11 protein-coding genes are annotated in these 16722 nt (G+C 39.5%); 10 read left to right on the top strand and 1 reads right to left on the bottom strand.

The features are described from left to right. Positions 1 to 66 precede the first annotated feature (66 nt). Positions 67 to 2148 carry a glycoside hydrolase domain-containing protein gene (locus IZT61_RS08300; protein WP_196100693.1) on the top strand — a complete coding sequence of 694 codons (2082 nt, stop codon included), beginning with the start codon at positions 67 to 69 and terminating at the stop codon, positions 2146 to 2148. A 94-nt stretch (positions 2149 to 2242) separates the two neighbouring features. Here IZT61_RS08300 and IZT61_RS08295 read toward each other — a convergent pair whose 3' ends face one another. Then, positions 2243 to 2926, bottom strand: coding sequence for a LytR/AlgR family response regulator transcription factor (locus IZT61_RS08295; protein ID WP_196100692.1), 684 nt, complete (start codon positions 2924 to 2926; stop codon positions 2243 to 2245). A 280-nt stretch (positions 2927 to 3206) separates the two neighbouring features. On the opposite strand from IZT61_RS08295, the gene IZT61_RS08290 reads away from it, so the two are divergent. The 9 genes from IZT61_RS08290 (at position 3207) to IZT61_RS08250 (ending at position 16418) form a co-directional block, all read left to right on the top strand. After that, positions 3207 to 4793, top strand: coding sequence for a cysteine peptidase family C39 domain-containing protein (locus tag IZT61_RS08290; RefSeq protein ID WP_196100691.1), 1587 nt, complete (start codon positions 3207 to 3209; stop codon positions 4791 to 4793). Between the two features lie 141 nt (positions 4794 to 4934). Next, positions 4935 to 5126, top strand: coding sequence for a hypothetical protein (locus tag IZT61_RS08285; protein ID WP_196100690.1), 192 nt, complete (start codon positions 4935 to 4937; stop codon positions 5124 to 5126). A 336-nt stretch (positions 5127 to 5462) separates the two neighbouring features. Further along, positions 5463 to 6743 (top strand): thioredoxin family protein, encoded by a 1281-nt coding sequence (locus IZT61_RS08280; protein ID WP_196100689.1) that lies wholly within the window; start codon positions 5463 to 5465, stop codon positions 6741 to 6743. 89 nt (positions 6744 to 6832) lie between these two features. Continuing rightward, a complete protein-coding gene (locus IZT61_RS08275) occupies positions 6833 to 9037 on the top strand; it encodes a peptidase domain-containing ABC transporter (RefSeq protein WP_196100688.1) in 2205 nt (734 codons plus the stop codon). Between the two features lie 89 nt (positions 9038 to 9126). Then, positions 9127 to 10410: an HlyD family secretion protein gene (locus IZT61_RS08270; protein WP_196100687.1), complete on the top strand. Its 1284-nt coding sequence runs from the start codon at positions 9127 to 9129 to the stop codon at positions 10408 to 10410. 44 nt (positions 10411 to 10454) lie between these two features. Next, on the top strand, positions 10455 to 10697 hold the full coding sequence (locus tag IZT61_RS08265) for a hypothetical protein (RefSeq protein ID WP_230383906.1): 243 nt from the start codon (positions 10455 to 10457) through the stop codon (positions 10695 to 10697). Between the two features lie 356 nt (positions 10698 to 11053). Beyond that, positions 11054 to 13903 (top strand): DNA gyrase/topoisomerase IV subunit A, encoded by a 2850-nt coding sequence (locus IZT61_RS08260; protein ID WP_196100685.1) that lies wholly within the window; start codon positions 11054 to 11056, stop codon positions 13901 to 13903. A gap of 705 nt (positions 13904 to 14608) precedes the next feature. Then, positions 14609 to 15232, top strand: a complete 624-nt coding sequence (pnuC, locus tag IZT61_RS08255) for a nicotinamide riboside transporter PnuC (RefSeq protein ID WP_196100684.1) — start codon at positions 14609 to 14611, stop codon at positions 15230 to 15232. A gap of 100 nt (positions 15233 to 15332) precedes the next feature. Beyond that, complete coding sequence (locus IZT61_RS08250; RefSeq protein ID WP_230383905.1) at positions 15333 to 16418, top strand: acyl-CoA dehydrogenase family protein; 1086 nt, start codon at positions 15333 to 15335, stop codon at positions 16416 to 16418. Positions 16419 to 16722 lie beyond the last annotated feature (304 nt).

Below are 16722 nucleotides of genomic sequence, written 5' to 3'. Positions count from 1 at the left end.
AACACTACAATATAACATCTACTTTATGTTAAAATGTTAATTTAGGCCGATAATAAAAAACAAGCAATGAAATTTTCCCTCAATCTAATAGTTCTTATCGCAGTCTTTCAGTTAAACGTTTTATCTCAGTCGCAACCCATAATATTCGGTGCTACCGATGCTAAACCGGTAGATTTGGTGAACGTATTTCTAGGCTCATCCGGGGATCACGGCCAAATGTCGCCTGCTGCTTCCTACCCGTTCAGTATGTTGAGTATTGGCCCCCAAACCTATCCAAAAACACACACCGGATATGAGTATCTGGCCAAAAAATTTGAGGGCTTCACGCACAATCGCTTTGAGGGCGTCGGTTGTCAGGGATCAGGTGGAAACATCTTTATCAAGCCTTTTTTGGGTGAAGACCCAATGCGTTCGGAGCTTATTAAGACTTCGGAGAAAGCAAGTCCTGGGTTCTACTCCGTCGAATTTGAAAACAAGATCAAAGTTCAGTTAGCCGTTTTACATGCCGCGGGGAAACATGCTTATCAATTTCCCAGGGGCAAAAAAGGCTTTTATTTGGATTTAGGCTATGCTTTTAACGGCGCTTTTGTAGAAGAACAACATCGGATAAACGGGAATTCCGTTTCAGGCTGGATCATATCCAAAACCACCTGCGGCGTAGGGAAATATAAAATATTCTATAATTTAACGGTTGCTGGGTCGTCGAAGTGGAAGGAGAGCGGCGATCATAAATTGCTGCTAATGCTGCCTGAAGAGGCTTCAAATGCGCAAATCGACATCGCTTTATCTTCAGTTAGTGCGGAAGCCGCCAAATTGGCCATTCATAAAAGAACTTTTGAGCAGGTAAAAATGCAAAGCGCCACAGATTGGAACAAAGCCCTAAGCAAAATTAGCGTTTCGGGAAATGAAGAAAGTGCTAAGCTGTTTTACTCGCTGCTTTACAGAACGATGCAATCGCCTTACGTGATTTCAGAAAGCAATGGCGAATATAGAAATACGAAGGGCGAGCTTAAAAAGGATAAACAGGTTCGTTATAACGGTTGGGCGATTTGGGACAATTACCGAACGCAGTTGCCGTTGCTTTCTATCATCGATCAGGACAAATATGCGGGGATGGTTACCTCGATTGCAGATTTATACAATTCAGGTAAAAAGGATTACGCCGGGCAAACCGAGCCCTCTAACACCGTTCGCTCAGAACATGCTATTGTTGTACTATTAGATGCCTATCGGAAGGGCTATCCGGTCGATTTCGCAAAAATTGCCGATTCCCTTGAGAAAGAAGTTAAGGGACTGGATTATAAATCGCCCGATAAAGCGTTAGAGTCGAGCTACGACAATTGGGCGCTTTCCGAAATCTATAAAGTTTTAAGGAACACTGAAAAAGCGGAACTTTATAAAAACAAGGCACTCGAATATAAAACTTATTGGAATAAGGACTTTAAAGATCTGCGCAAAAATGATGTAGACAGAATGCAGGCCAGAGGTTTGTACCAAGGTACCATTTGGCAATATCGTTGGTTTGTTCCGTACGACTTTAAAGGGTTAATCGAATTAGATGGTGGCGAGCAGTCGTATTTGGCCCACCTGGATGAGTTTTTCGAACGCGACCTTTATAATCACGCTAACGAGCCCGATTTGCAGGTGCCACTGATGTATAACGTAACCAAACAAGGTTATAAATCGCAGTACTGGATGCATCAGCTTGCGGCAGACACGGTAATTCAAAATTATTTTAACGACAATAGCAGAGGAATTGGTTCGTTTATTGGAAAGATCTATAAAAACGAGCCCCAGGCTTATCTCCGAACAATGGACGACGACGCGGGAGCGATGAGCGCCTGGTATGTCTTTACGGCAAGTGGCTTTTCTCCGGCCTGCGTTGGCTGGCCTGTGTATTACCTGAATGTGCCGCTTTTTCCTTCGTTGACCTATCAGTTGCCAAAAGGGAAAACGTTAAAGATCGAAACAGAAAACTTCGACTTAAAAAACAAATACATTAAGGCGGTTTTCCTAAATGGAAAGCCATTTAACAAGAATTATATTACCCAAGAAGAGATTAATGCGGGTGGCGTGATGAAGATTGTAGCGTCTCCAACGCCGATTAAGGAATCGAAAACGGAAAACTGGATCTCGAAGATTGAGTAGGTGGTTTTCTTCTAACCAATCAAATAAGCTTAGTCGAAGTCCATTAATCACCGTTCGCTGCGAACCGTGGTCGGCTAGCACCGTATTATTGATATTAATGATGCATTTCGAAATCTTTTCTAAAGGGAATACTGATGTTAACAATAATGCCCTTTTTTAATGTAAGTAAATTACCACTTCTTCTTTTAATATGGTCAGTGGAGACAATGAAGGATTTACTTGCCCTTTTAAAACGAGTATCGTGTTTCAGATCATTTTCTATAGCCGATAACTTATAATAAGGAACAATGAAATCGTTGATAGTGTGAATATTGATATAGTTCCCATTTCCTTCGATGGCAACAATTTCATTAACGTTAACATTGACAAATGAATTTTTAGACAATTTTACAACGATAAAAGGATTTTCATCTTTTATTCGTTTGTTTACTCTTGCTACAAGGTGTTCGAATTGTGGAAAGTCGAAAGGCTTAGATAGAAAGTCTTTTGCATCTACCCCGTACCCGTCCACAGCATACTCAGGATAGGCGCTTACTAAAATCAAATTTTTAACCTTATTGTGTACAAGTTTTGCTAGTTCAAGTCCAGATAAATTTGGCATTTGTATATCACAAAATAAAAAATCAATGGGCTCTTCCAAAGCTTCAATTTCTTTGAGTGCCATTAGCGGATTAGTATAGCTATGATCCAGATTTAATCCAGGCAGCTTGAAAATATATTCCTCTAATTGCTCTACAGCAAAAAGATCATCGTCAACTACAATACAAGAGAACGTCATCGAGATAAGTTTAAAAAATTAAGCTATCGGGGATGACGAGTAGCGGTTTATTTGATTAGATGTGATTAATATAGTTTTTTTTAATCAAGATTCCAAGTGATTTTCATTTCACATAATATTTTGTGCATTTGGAATAAAAAATAAAATGATGTGAAAAACATTTTGCAACTTAGGTCTTAGTTGATTTTATACAGCTTATAGCCAAATCCCTAGGCTTATTTTCATCCCACAATGATATGGCTTTTATGCCGTAACGATTTTGTATTAACCAAATGTAAGGATGAATTTATCTGCCAAAAAAAAACCAAATTTAGAAAGTGTAACCGAAAGTTTAATTAAAACACTTAAGGTAAAGGTAAATAATGCAACTATTTCTCAAGCTTTGCAAGATCATCCGGACTACCCAAGTATGCTTTCTATAGTTGATTGCCTAAATGATTGGAGCATAGCAACAGAAGTTTACAATATCAAACGAGCTGAATATGATCGTGACGATTTATTGTTTCCCTTTATTGCGCATGTAAAAGAAGAGGGCGGGCGATTCATTTTAATTCATAATATTGACAACAATGGTGTTAAGTTTTCTGACGAAAAACGAAAAAATGCTATCACTACCGAAGAAGAGTTTCTGAATCGCTGGGATGGAATTGCGTTACGAGCGGAAAAGACCGAGAAAAGCGGTGAGAAAGATTACAATCAAAATCGTTTGAAATATTTTTTTCAGCGTTTGGTGTTGCCCTTAGGGTTAGCTTTGGTTTTGTCTATCTTTTACTTAGGAATTAGCCGAATTTCATTTTCCTGGCCCTATTTGTTGTTAAGTCTAGTCAAGCTCGGCGCCTTGAGCATAAGTATTTTGCTACTGATGCAGAGTATCAATTCCAACAACCCATTTATTCAGAATTTATGCACTTTCGGAAAGAAAAATAATTGCAATGCCATATTAAAATCAGATGCAGCGAAGGTGACCAGTTGGCTGTCCTGGAGTGAAGTGGGCTTTTTCTACTTTTCAGGATCATTGTTGCTATTATTGGTTCAGCCCGCATCGATTATATTATTGGCTTGGCTGAATGTTTTGGCCTTACCCTATATTATTTACTCGATTGGGTATCAATACCGGGTCAAAAACTGGTGCATACTCTGCTGTACGGTTCAAGGCATGTTGGCATTAGAATTTTTAATAGCTACAAGTTTTGATATTTTTACTTTAAGCTTGTCAAGCCTTTTGCTCTCAGTCTTGTACCTTCTACCTTTAACCTTTTTAATTCCAATCATCGCATGGGGTTTTCTAAAGCAGATATTAAATAATAAAGTTGAAATTGAAGGGTTGAAATTCCAGTTAAATAGCTTTAAATATAATAAAGATCTATTCAATCAGGCTCTATATAATCAGCCTAGATACGCAATACCAGATAACATAAAACCTATTTTTTTTGGAAACAATGAAGGAAAAGACATTATTACCATTGTAAGTGATCCTTTCTGTTCACCTTGTCACCAAACTCATGCCATTGCAAAGGCTTGGGCATCAGAAGATGAAAATATCAAGATAAAGATGCTATTTCATGTTGCCGAAGACAAATCAGATCCAGGCGCAGAAGTGGCTAACTATATCCTTTCGTTAAATGAAAAGGATTCAATTTTAGCGCAGAATGCCTTGGAAGATTGGTACTCTGGACAGATAAAAAACTTCAAACTTTTAAATGAAAAATACCCTGCTTCTGCAACAGATCAAAGTATAGCCGTAGGAAAAATGCAAAAAGATTGGTGTAAGTTGGCAGATATTACTTATACACCAACTGTTTTTATCAATGGATACAAAATTCCTGTACCCTATAAAATTGACGACTTAAGGAACTTACTATACTAATACTTTAAAGACCTTTCTGGAAGACTGGGGCTGCTGGTTGCAAACAGGTGCCCTAAAACGAATGGCAGCGTTACTGTCATCGCTTAAATTGTTCTTGCGTGAAAGAATAATATAAATTTTATTTACTTTAAAATTAAAAAAATGAAAAAAGCTAATCTTTTAAACAGAGCCGAAATGAAAAACATTATCGGTGGTGTAGCTGAAAAGCCGAAAAGTTATAAGTGTTGCCCAAACGGCTATTCAGTAGGCTCGGACGGTAAAGAAATAGTTTGCAGCGATTGTGTCACTGGCACTAACCCTACGTGTTCTCAAGGTAGCGTAGTGCTGTGCTAATTAAAATACTGGTGGTTTCAAACTGATTCCATCAGTATGTATTTTAGTTTGAATTCAACTGATGTTTTCCTTAAAAAAATTATCTATCAATAGCGAAAATGAAGGAAATGAGTCTTACTAGTAGGATCGAAAATAAAAAAATGACACTTTTGCTGACAATCTAAATGCTAACATGTTATAATTATCGCTTATAGATACCTAATAAATGTCCTCGCGGCGAATGTTACAGGTATTAAATAGTCCCACTGTTCCTTAAGGTGCTATGGTAAAATGTCTCCAAAAAAAATCTATCGCTCGAAAACATAAATGTTTATTAAAACATAACTAAATTTAGATATGAAATTTTCAGTAATCACCATTATATTTATTTTTCTTTTAAACTTTCAAAAAACTGTCTTTGCACAGAGTATGGGCGTCAAGTTTGAAAGTATGCCCAGTTGGAATGCTGTTAAAGAGAAATCAAAAAAAGAAAATAAAATAATTTTCCTTGATGCCTACACAACCTGGTGCATTCCCTGTAGAGAGATGGCTGTAAAGGTTTTAGCAAAAAAAGAAGCAGGTGCCTTTTTCAATAAAAATTTTATTAATGTTTCAGTTCAGTTTGATAAGAATAAAAAAGACAACAAATATATTAAGGGATGGTACAAGGATGTTGACTATTTAAGAAAGACCTATAGTATCAATAGCTATCCTACCTATCTTTTTTTTAATACTAATGGAGAATTGGTTCACTCTATTTCTGCAAATTTTAATGTTAAAGAATTCATAGCTAGCGCAAAAAAAGCACTTAATCCACAAACGCAATATGCAACTTTAAAACGTCAATTTGAAAACGGAAAACAAGACACCTCCTTTCTTTTGTCACTGATTAATTCCGCTCAGATCAACCGGGATTATGTACAAGTGATGAAATATTCCAATCTTTATTTGTCAAAACAGGAAAATTTATTATCACCAAACAATATTAAACTCATTACGCGATCTACAGTTAAAACAACAGATATAGGTTATCCAATACTTATAAATAATGCTTCTCTTGTTGATTCTGTTATGGGGCAGGGAACAGCTAAAGAATTAATTAAAGCTATTTGGTTTGAAGAGGAGGTATTTCCGTTGCTAAAGAAAAATGGTACCAAAAAGATATTTGGTGTAGGCTTCTATGAATATCAAGGAGAGAATAATAAAAATGTAGATTGGAAAAGCATCGATGCAGATTTAAAGCGGAAATATCCAAAATATGCAAATGAGATTCTAAATGAATCAAAAATAATGTATTATCAGTGGGAAAGAGATTGGAATGGTTACAGTGAGGCGGTGAACGATTACCTTAAAATATCTGGAATAAATCTGGATTTAAACAAGCTGAATAGTTATGGACGAACAATATTGCTATTCTGTGAAGAACCATTATATTTCCCAGTAGCGCTTGAATGGTCAAAAAAGGTGCTTGAAACCGAGACTACTGAGAAGCCATGGTTTGTAAATACGTATAGTAACCTTCTTTTTAAAGTGGGTAAAAAACAAGAAGCAATAAAAGCTATGGAAAAAGCTATCAAGTTGAGTGGCGGTTCTAATCCACAATATGAAAAGGAATTGGAATCAATGAAATTGCCATAATCACCTTAACAATGATTTGGTCTATCAACAATTTCACATAAATTTTATAAATATCGAGTACAACTTGATATGCCCCTTCTAATTTAAAATTGAAAAAATTCACCTTTTACAAACAACCCGATCAAATGGACTGCGGCCCTACGTGCTTACGCATGGTCGCAAAACATTATGGCAAAAATTTCACTTTACAACGGTTAAGGGAAATTTCAGGCATAAACCGTGAGGGCGTTTCCTTATTGGGCATCAGCGAAGCCGCAGAAAAGATAGGTTTTAGAACCATCGGTAGTAAGGTGACTCTGAGGGAATTATCAGAAATGGAACTCCCGATGATTCTGCATTGGAACCAGAACCACTTTGTAGTGCTTTACAAGGTCCCTCCTAAATCCTCCCCAAAGGGGAGGATTTTTTATATTGCAGATCCTGCCAAAGGCTTAATCACATACACACACGACAAATTTATAAAAGGCTGGTTAAGTACGCATCAAAACGGCGAAAGTAAAGGCATTGTACTTACACTTTCGCCAACGCCAGAATTATATGCACAGGATGGCGATAAGGGCGATGGGCTAAACTGGAGCTACTTGTTACGTTATCTTTATCAATACAAGCGATTGGTGATCCAGTTGTTTGCGGGACTGGGTGTGGGCAGTCTGCTTCAACTAATTGTTCCCTTTCTTACCCAATCCATCGTGGATATCGGGATCAATACCCGAAACCTAAATTTTATCTACATCATTCTTATTGCACAAAGCATGTTATTTCTGGGCAGGATGAGCGTAGACTTCATTCGTTCATGGATCTTGCTGCACATCAGCACCCGGATAAACATTTCAATCTTGACCGATTTCCTAATCAAGATGATGAAACTGCCCATGAGCTTCTTCGATACCAAGATGACGGGAGATATTATGCAGCGGATGAGCGATCAGGGCAGGATCCAGAGCTTTTTGACGGGCTCTACATTGAATATTATCTTCTCGATGTTTAATCTGGTTCTTTTTGCAGGTGTTTTGGCGTATTATAATTTAAGCGTTTTTTTCATCTTCTTGGTAGCTAGTGTGCTTTATTCGCTTTGGGTAATTGCTTTCCTCAAAAAGAGAAGGGATTTAGACTTTAAAAGGTTTGATTTGTCTTCCAAGAACCAGAGTGCTATTGTACAGTTAATAGGTGGTATGCAGGAGATTAAGCTTAACAACTGTGAGCAGCAAAAACGTTGGGAGTGGGAACGTTTGCAGGCTGGACTATTTAAATTCAGTATTAAAAGTTTATCATTAGGACAACTACAGCAAAGTGGAGCATTCTTTATCAATGAGGGTAAAAATATCCTCATTACTTTCTTAGTGGCCAAATCAGTAATAGACGGCAATCTGACCTTGGGAGGGATGATGGCCATTCAGTATATTGTAGGCCAGGTAAACAGTCCAATTGAGCAATTGCTGGGCTTTATTCAATCGCTACAAGATGCCAAGATAAGTTTGGAGCGCCTAAACGAGATCCATCAGCTTGACGATGAAGAACCTTCAGATAAGATGTTTTTGAGAGAATTGCCGTCAAGCAAAGACATTTCGCTAAACAATTTAACTTTTACTTATCCCGGTGCAGGAAACGAGCCTGTCCTAAAGGGAATAGACCTAGCTATTCCAGAGGGCAAAACCACAGCTATTGTGGGTATGAGTGGCAGCGGAAAAACTACCATCTTAAAGCTGTTACTCCGTTTTTACATTCCGCAAAAAGGAGAAATTAAGGTCGGATCGACTCATATAGATCAGATTGGCTACCGTTTTTGGCGTGGGCAATGCGGCATCGTAATGCAAGATGGTTTTATATTCTCGGATAGCATTGCCAAGAACATTGCCGTGGGCGATGAGTACCCCGACATGGAAAAATTGAAGCATGCCGTAAAGATGGCCAACATCGGCGATTTGATCGAAGACCTACCATTGGGGCTGCATACTAAGATTGGAGCTGAGGGAAATGGAATAAGTGCAGGACAAAAGCAACGCATCTTGATTGCAAGGGCAGTTTATAAAAGCCCTGAATACATCTTTTTTGATGAAGCCACCAACTCACTTGATGCCAATAACGAATCGATCATTATGGAAAACCTCGAAAGCTTTTTTAAGGGAAAAACGGTGGTAGTTGTGGCACATCGACTCAGTACAGTAAAAAATGCTGATAACATCATCGTACTCGATAAAGGCGTAATTACAGAGCAGGGAACGCATGCCGAGCTTACAAGAGCCAAGGGAGAATATTATAATTTGGTTAAAAACCAACTAGAGCTTGGGGATTAATCCGAAAGGCAAAAAAGACTCAAGCGAATAGACTAAAGCCGTGATTCAAAGGTTAGGAGGGAACAAGTGCTGATAAAAATATTTAAAATATGCCAATAGAACAGGAAACCATATATCAAAATAGTGAAGAAGTTCACGAGATTATAACCGCCGTCCCATCGTGGATTCTACGCTGGGGCATTACATTAATTTTTGTGATATTAATTAGTATAATACTACTTTCAGCATTTATTGAATATCCCGATGTGGTAAAAACCAGCCTCAAGGTCAATAGCCTAAACTCTCCAAAAACTGTGCTTGCTAAACAGAACGGCAAACTAACTGCTCTTTTGGTGAAAAACGGAGAGACCGTTAAACAGAGCCAACCCTTGGCTTACTTCGAAACTACGGCTAATCCAGATGATGTTCTGCATATTAACAAGCACTTGAAAGTCTTTCAAGAGAACCTATTGAACAACACAAACAAGTTTTCTGACCTGCCAACAGGGCTAAATTTGGGGGAACTGCAAGCTGCCTATCAAAATTTTTATCAGCAATATTTGCGGTACCAATCTACTCAAAATAATGGCTACTATTTAAATCGAATGGCCTTTTTGGAGAAGGATCTAAAGGATATTATCGCGTTAAAAAATCAGATAATCAAGCAACAAAAAACTCAGAAACTGGAATATGCCAATCAAGAAGCCGAATACAAGGCTTATCAAAAACTATATAAGAACAAGGTAATATCCAGAAGTGAGTTTGCACAACAAGAGAATAAATATTTGGCAGCAAAGTACCCGTTACAGCAATCCGAAACCGCTTTGTTGAACAATGCGAGCAATTACTCGGCAAAGGAAAAGGAATTGCTTGATTTGAAGCATACCATTGCCGAGGAGCAATCGAAGTTTGTGCAAGCCCTCAACCAAGCCATCAACGAAAGCGATAACTGGATCATGCAATATATTTTGATAGCACCCGTGGGAGGCAAGTTGACGTTCGCTGGCATTATCCAAGAAAATCAGAACGTTACCGCAGGTCAAGAAGTCTTTATTGTGAACCCCGGCAATGCCGATTTTTTCGGCGAAATACAGATTCCTCAATACAATATGGGCAAGGTTAAATTGGGTGAGCGTACATTAGTGAAACTGAGGAGTTATCCATTTGAGCAATACGGTATGATTAGGGGAAAGCTGACCTACATATCTGATGTAGCCTATCGCGACAGTGTATTTATCGCGAAGGTAAGCTTTGAGGAATTTGAGAACAAAGATTCGAACAGAAAAATAGTACTCAAAAATGGGATGCAGGCGGATGCTGAGATTATCACCGAGGAAAGTTCTTTACTGCAAAGGTTTTTCAGAAACATGACCAAGATGCTTTACAGTCAGTAATTTTCAATTAAAAATCTAAAGAAATATAGCTTTTTCCTTGTTTCATGCCAAACAAAACGGTTTCTACGCTGTTTATTGTATATAAATATTTACTCATGGCACCATTAAAAATAAGTGAAGAAGAGAATGCTACGTTGAGCAACAAGAATGCTCAGGAAGAAACAAATCAACAACCTTTGGCGCTACATCCAGAAGCCTATAAGGTTAAAGGCCCATCACCGGAAAAAATGAGGACGGTTTCCTCATCATTGCGTACCTACGCAAACGGTTTGTATGGTTTGCTATAAGAGTTACAAGCGCAGCCAATATGGTTGAAGCTAACTCACAAAATCCCTGTTTGATGAAAAGTCAAATGGGGATTTTTTATTACTACGCAGTGAAGACCGCCAAGCAGCTACGTAGTAAATCTTTAAGCGATAGAATATTGGCTTCAAAAAAGCACAAGCCCAAATAGTGGTATGGCTAAATAAAGTCGTGGTGGTAGCATGGAAGGGATGCTTCGTGCCTCAGCATGACAGCATTCATCAAAGACTGCAGCATTTTACTGACGATATTGGCAATGACGTCATCAAATGTGAATAACCTGTTTTCGAACAGTGGAATCATTTTTATTATATTTACGGCTGCCAATTTTTGTAAATAGATGAGTGAAGAATTAGACCAAAACTTAAACGAAGAACACAAGCATACGGTAACCCCAATTAACGGTCTCTACGAAAACTGGTTCCTCGATTATGCGTCTTATGTAATTCTGGATCGTGCTGTTCCGCATATTCACGATGGTTTAAAGCCCGTTCAACGGCGTATTATGCATTCGCTTAAGGAAATGGATGATGGGCGTTTCAACAAAGCGGCAAACGTTATTGGTAATACCATGAAGTATCACCCGCACGGAGATGCTTCTATTGGCGATGCCATGATTCAAATTGGTCAGAAAGACCTGCTTATTGATATGCAGGGTAACTGGGGCGATCCGATTACGGGCGATAGCGCTGCGGCTCCCCGTTACATTGAAGCTCGTTTGTCGAAGTTTGCCAACGAGGTTGTTTTCAACCCTGATACCACCGAATGGCAACTGAGTTATGATGGACGTAATAACGAGCCAATCACCTTACCTGTTAAATTCCCGCTGTTATTGGCGCAGGGGGCGGAGGGTATTGCCGTTGGTTTGGCCACCAAAGTAATGCCGCACAACTTTATAGAGCTTCTCGATGCTTCAATTGAAGCGCTGAAAGGCGTTCGTCCGAATATTCTGCCCGATTTTTTTACCGGCGGTGCAGCCGATTTTTCGAATTATAACGAAGGACAACGTGGCGGAAAGATTCGCGTTCGGGCAAAAATCACCGAAAAAGACAAGAAAACGCTGGTGATAACTGAGGTTCCTTACAGCACCACAACCAGTTCGGTTATAGATAGTATTTTGGCTGCCAATGATAAGGGCAAGATCAAAATCAAAAAAATTGAAGACAGTACCGCCGCAAATGTGGAAATTATTGTGCATCTGGCCCCGGGAATTTCGCCCGATGTAACCATTGACGCACTTTACGCATTTACCGCCTGCGAAGTTTCTATTTCGCCGAACACGTGTATTATTCAGGGCGACAAACCGCACTTTTTGAGCGTCAATGATATCCTGATTGAAAATACAAAACACACCAAAAGTTTATTAAAAAAGGAACTGGAGATTCGTTTGCACGAGTTGCAGGAGAAGATTTTCTTCAGTTCGCTACTTAAAATATTTATTCAGGAAGGGATGTACAAAAATCCTGAATACGAGAACTCGGCCAATTTCGATACCGTTGTTGAAGTTTTACATTTGTTGTTTGAGCCGTTTAAGCCGTCGCTCTATCGTGAAATAGCGCCCGAGGATTTCAAAAAGCTGATTGATAAACCGATGAGCAGCATCACCCGTTTTGATGTGAAAAAGGCCGATGAGCAAATGAAAAATCTGGAAGATGAGATTAAAGTGGTTAAAAATCACCTGAAACACCTTACCGATTACGCAATTGCCTGGTTTCAAAAACTAAAGGATAAATATGGCAAAGGCAGGGAACGCAAAACTGAAATAAGACTTTTCGACAAGGTTGAGGCATCGAAAGTAGCATTGGCAAACGTGAAGTTGTACATGAACCGCGAAGATGGTTTTATTGGAAGTGGCTTACGAAAGGATGAATTTGTTGCCGATTGCTCGGATATTGACGAGGTAATTGTGTTCCGCGAGGATGGGAAGTGTATCATCACCAAGGTTGCCGATAAAACATTTGTTGGCAAAGGAATTATCCATGCTCAGGTTTTCAAGAAAAATGATGAGCGTACAATTTACAATATGATTTATAAGGATGGAGCCTCGGGAACATCGTACATTAAACGTTTTGCTGTTGTTGGTGTAACCCGCGATAAGGAGTACGACTTGACCAAGGGCACCAAAGGCTCGAAGGTGTTGTACTTTACCGCAAATCCGAATGGCGAGGCTGAGGTTGTAAACGTTGCCCTGAAGCCACACTCTAAACTGCGTAAACTCCAGTTCGACCAGGATTTTGCGGAGATTGCGATTAAGGGGCGTGGATCGCAGGGAAATATCATCTCGAAATATCCGGTCAAAAAGATTACCCTAAAAAGTAAGGGCGTATCAACGTTATCGGGACTTAAAATTTGGTATGATGATTTGTTGAAACGCTTAAATGTGGATGGCAGAGGGAAATACCTTGGCGAATTTGATGGCGATGATCGGATTTTGCTGGTTCATAAGGATGGGTATTACGAGTTGAGTTCGTTCGATTTAACCAATCACTTCGAGGACGGATTGATTTTGATTCAAAAATTCGATCCCGAAAAGGTTTTCGCTGCGGTTCACTTCGATGGGAAAGCACAGAATTACTACATAAAGCGTTTCATGTTTGAATTACAAAGCAATGGCAAGAAAACCGTTTTTATTAGCGAAGAACCGAAATCTAAGCTTTTGTTTGTAACCGCTCATCCCGAAGCTAAAATTATTGTCGACGTATTAAAAGGCAAAACGCAAATTCCGGAAACGTTGGATTTGGTCCTTGCTGAAATGATTGATGTGAAAGGCCTAAAAGCAAACGGTAATCGTTTGTCGCCGCACGACGTGCAGAAAGTGGTTTTAGAAGAACCGGAAAGTGGAGACGAAGAAGAAGTTGATGAAAACGAAAGCGAAGCGCCGAACGAAGAAACTGCTGTGGAAACACCTGCGGTTGACGAAAAGCCTGCAAAAGTAAAGGATAATCCAGTTGCTGAAGCGCCAAAACCAGATGCTAAAACCGAGCCAGTTGCCGAGGTGAAAAAGGTTGAGGAACCGAAGCCAATTACAGCCAAGCCAACGGAAACTGAAAAGCCTGCGGCTGCAAAGAAAGACGAGCCAAAACCAAAAGATAAAGCTGAAGAGGAAAAGCCAGCCAAAAAGGTCGATTTTGAAATCACTAATCCCGATGATATCGACATTGACGATAAAGGGCAGTTGGGTTTGTTTTAAGAACCTGAGTTCGATAATTAAAGTACATGTTTTGGGCTCGTATTGAACATTTAATATGAACGGTCGTCATCCTCAGCTTGGCTGGGGATCTTAATGCAAAAAAACAGCGCACCGCATTAAGATTCCCACCTGCGTGGGAATGACGTGGTGTCTTGGTAGTGTGATTAAGGCAGTTTTCGGATGAAATAATAATCGAAATGAGGTTAAGAGCTAGCGCCGCGGCATTTGCTGACTTTGTTGTCATTCAATCTTTTGCTGTCATTCCGAGGCACGAGGAATCCCTAAGCGATGAAATGCTGGCTTAAATAAAGCACAAGCCGAAATTGTGAATGTGTACGTTTTGTTTTGACTTCCCTTGTCGGAGCGTCTAGCTACGATTGCACAATGTTAGCAATACAAATTCGAATAAAAATCAAATTCTTTCAATTTAAAAACTATATTTGCGCTACTCAAAGGGGTGCTTTTTGATTTCGCATATTCGGTTGCAACAAGAGGCTGAGATTATACCCATTTAGGAGGCTTAAGGCGAAAGACTTAAGGTTTAGGGTTTCACCTTACACCTTATAACCCTAAACCTTATACCTTTTATGGTACCTGATTCGGATAATGCCGACGTAGGGAAGAGGTTACTTCACCATACTGTTTCGCCCTGAAAGCAGTTTTCAATTATTTTTTATTGGTCGAAAGACGTTAAAGGTATTGTTAATGAATTTTCAGGAATGGTTTAAGCTTTTTCAAGAGCAAATTTTACACACATCATTAATTGAGTGGTTGGCCGTGGGTTTCGGCGTTTCGGAGGTGTTACTGGCCAAGAAAAATAACATTTGGTTATACCCAACCGGAATTATTTCTATTCTACTTTCCATGTTCTTATTACTTAATGTAAAGCTTTATGCGGAAATGCTATTAAGTATTTATTATCTGGTAATGAGTGTTTACGGATGGATAATTTGGAAAAAGCGCAAGCTAGATGGAGAAAACCAAGTTTCTTGGAGCACTAATGCTGAATTGGCAATTGCCGTCTCAATTTCAACTATTGGGTTCTTTATTTTCTATTTTGTTTTAAAAAATCATACCGATTCCGATGTGCCATTACTCGATGCTTTTGTTTCATCAACCGCCTGGGCGGGGATGTGGCTTTTGGCCAAGAGAAAAATTGAAAACTGGATTTTCCTTAACATCTCGAACATCGTAGCCATTCCATTATTATTTCATAAAAAGCTACCGTTAATGGCTTGCTTAACAACATTTCTGTTCGTAGTCGCCATTTTTGGTTTTTTAGATTGGAAGAAAATTATCGGTAAGCGGAGATTAACAGTTAACGGTTAGCAGTTTTTAATTTACAGCTAGCTGTCGATTGAAAGCGCTTTAAAAGCAATTAACCAGTCAACCAATTTCCGCAATTACCAATATAACGATTAAACAAATTATGGATACCTTAACACAAACCTGGCAAGAAAAAGTACGTGAATTTTCGGCTAAGTCAGAGGAAATGGGTGAGTTGCACCCCGCGATTTTGGAACTCGCTTACCAGGAAAACTGGTTTAAGCTTTTCGTACCTGAGGTATATGGCGGCCCAGGAAAAAAACTTCCTAAAATACTAAGGCTAGAGGAAGAGCTGGCCGAGGCAGATGGCAGCTTAGGTTGGACGGTTACTTTGTGTGCAGGTGCCGCGTGGTTTGCAGGCTTTTTAAACCCGCAATTGGCAAGCGAAGTTTTTAGCGACAGACAAGTTTGCTTCGCTGGAAGCGGGGCTATTGGCGGCACGGCTACGAAAACCAACAACGGATATCGCATTAACGGCCATTGGAAATATGCCAGCGGTGCGCTGCATGCTACCATTTTTACCGCAAACTGCTTGCTTAAAAACGAAGACGGAACCGATATTTTAGATGAAGAGGGAAATCCAAAGATTATGTCCTTTATCCTTAAAAAAGATGAAGTAGAGATTCTTTCCGGCTGGTCGTATTTTGGATTAATTGCAACAGGAAGTCACGCTTTTGAGGTGCACAACCTCGAGGTTCCCGAAAATCGAACTTTTAAAATAAACAACACTATCGAAGTTGCCGATGAGGGCTTTAACTACCCTTTTTTACAGTTGGCAGAAACTACTTTGGCCGTAAACAGTTTGGGTATGGCCAATCATTTTATCCGTTTGGTAGAGCAGTCCTTTTTCGCTCGTTCAGGACAGAAAAGATATAACGAAAAGCAAATTGAATTTTTTGATTGTGAGCTGAACCGCTGCAAAAAGGAGGTTGACGATTTGAGAAATCAATTTTACAAGGCATTTGATCAATCCTGGGAACAATTAATAAACGATGGAGAAATAACTGAAGAAAAGTTGGCAGCAGTAAGTCTAATCAGTAGGAAGCTGGCGCATGCTTGCCGAAAGGCGGTTGATACGCTTTTCCCTTACTGTGGTTTGGAAGCTGCTAAAAAGGAATCAGAAATTAACCGGGTTTGGCGAGATATACACACCGCAAGTCAGCATTCGCTGTTAACATTTATTGAATAATCTGATTAGAGCTCAGAAAAGAAGCCAAGCTTCAAAAGCTTGACTTTTCCTCCCAAAGGAATGCCTTTGGTACAAGGGGATGCCTTTGGCATACATTTTTTTACCAAATCAAATCCGATAGCTATCGGATTCGCACTGCTTTCATAACCTCTTTCTATGAACGTTCGGGTTAAAAGCAATGCGGCGCCCTAAACCTCTCCCTTTTAATGTCGGTGGTTTTGCTCAGTCTGTACATCCCTCCCGAAAAGTCGGGACAGGTCCTCCTCGAGGAAAGGGAAAAATTTAACACTGCGCTTTGGCTTTC

Origin of the sequence: Pedobacter endophyticus, assembly GCF_015679185.1 — a bacterium.
In the GTDB taxonomy this organism is placed as follows: domain Bacteria; phylum Bacteroidota; class Bacteroidia; order Sphingobacteriales; family Sphingobacteriaceae; genus Pedobacter; species Pedobacter endophyticus.
Note: the sequence above shows the minus strand (reverse complement) of the source record. Positions and strands in the feature narration are given on the sequence as shown.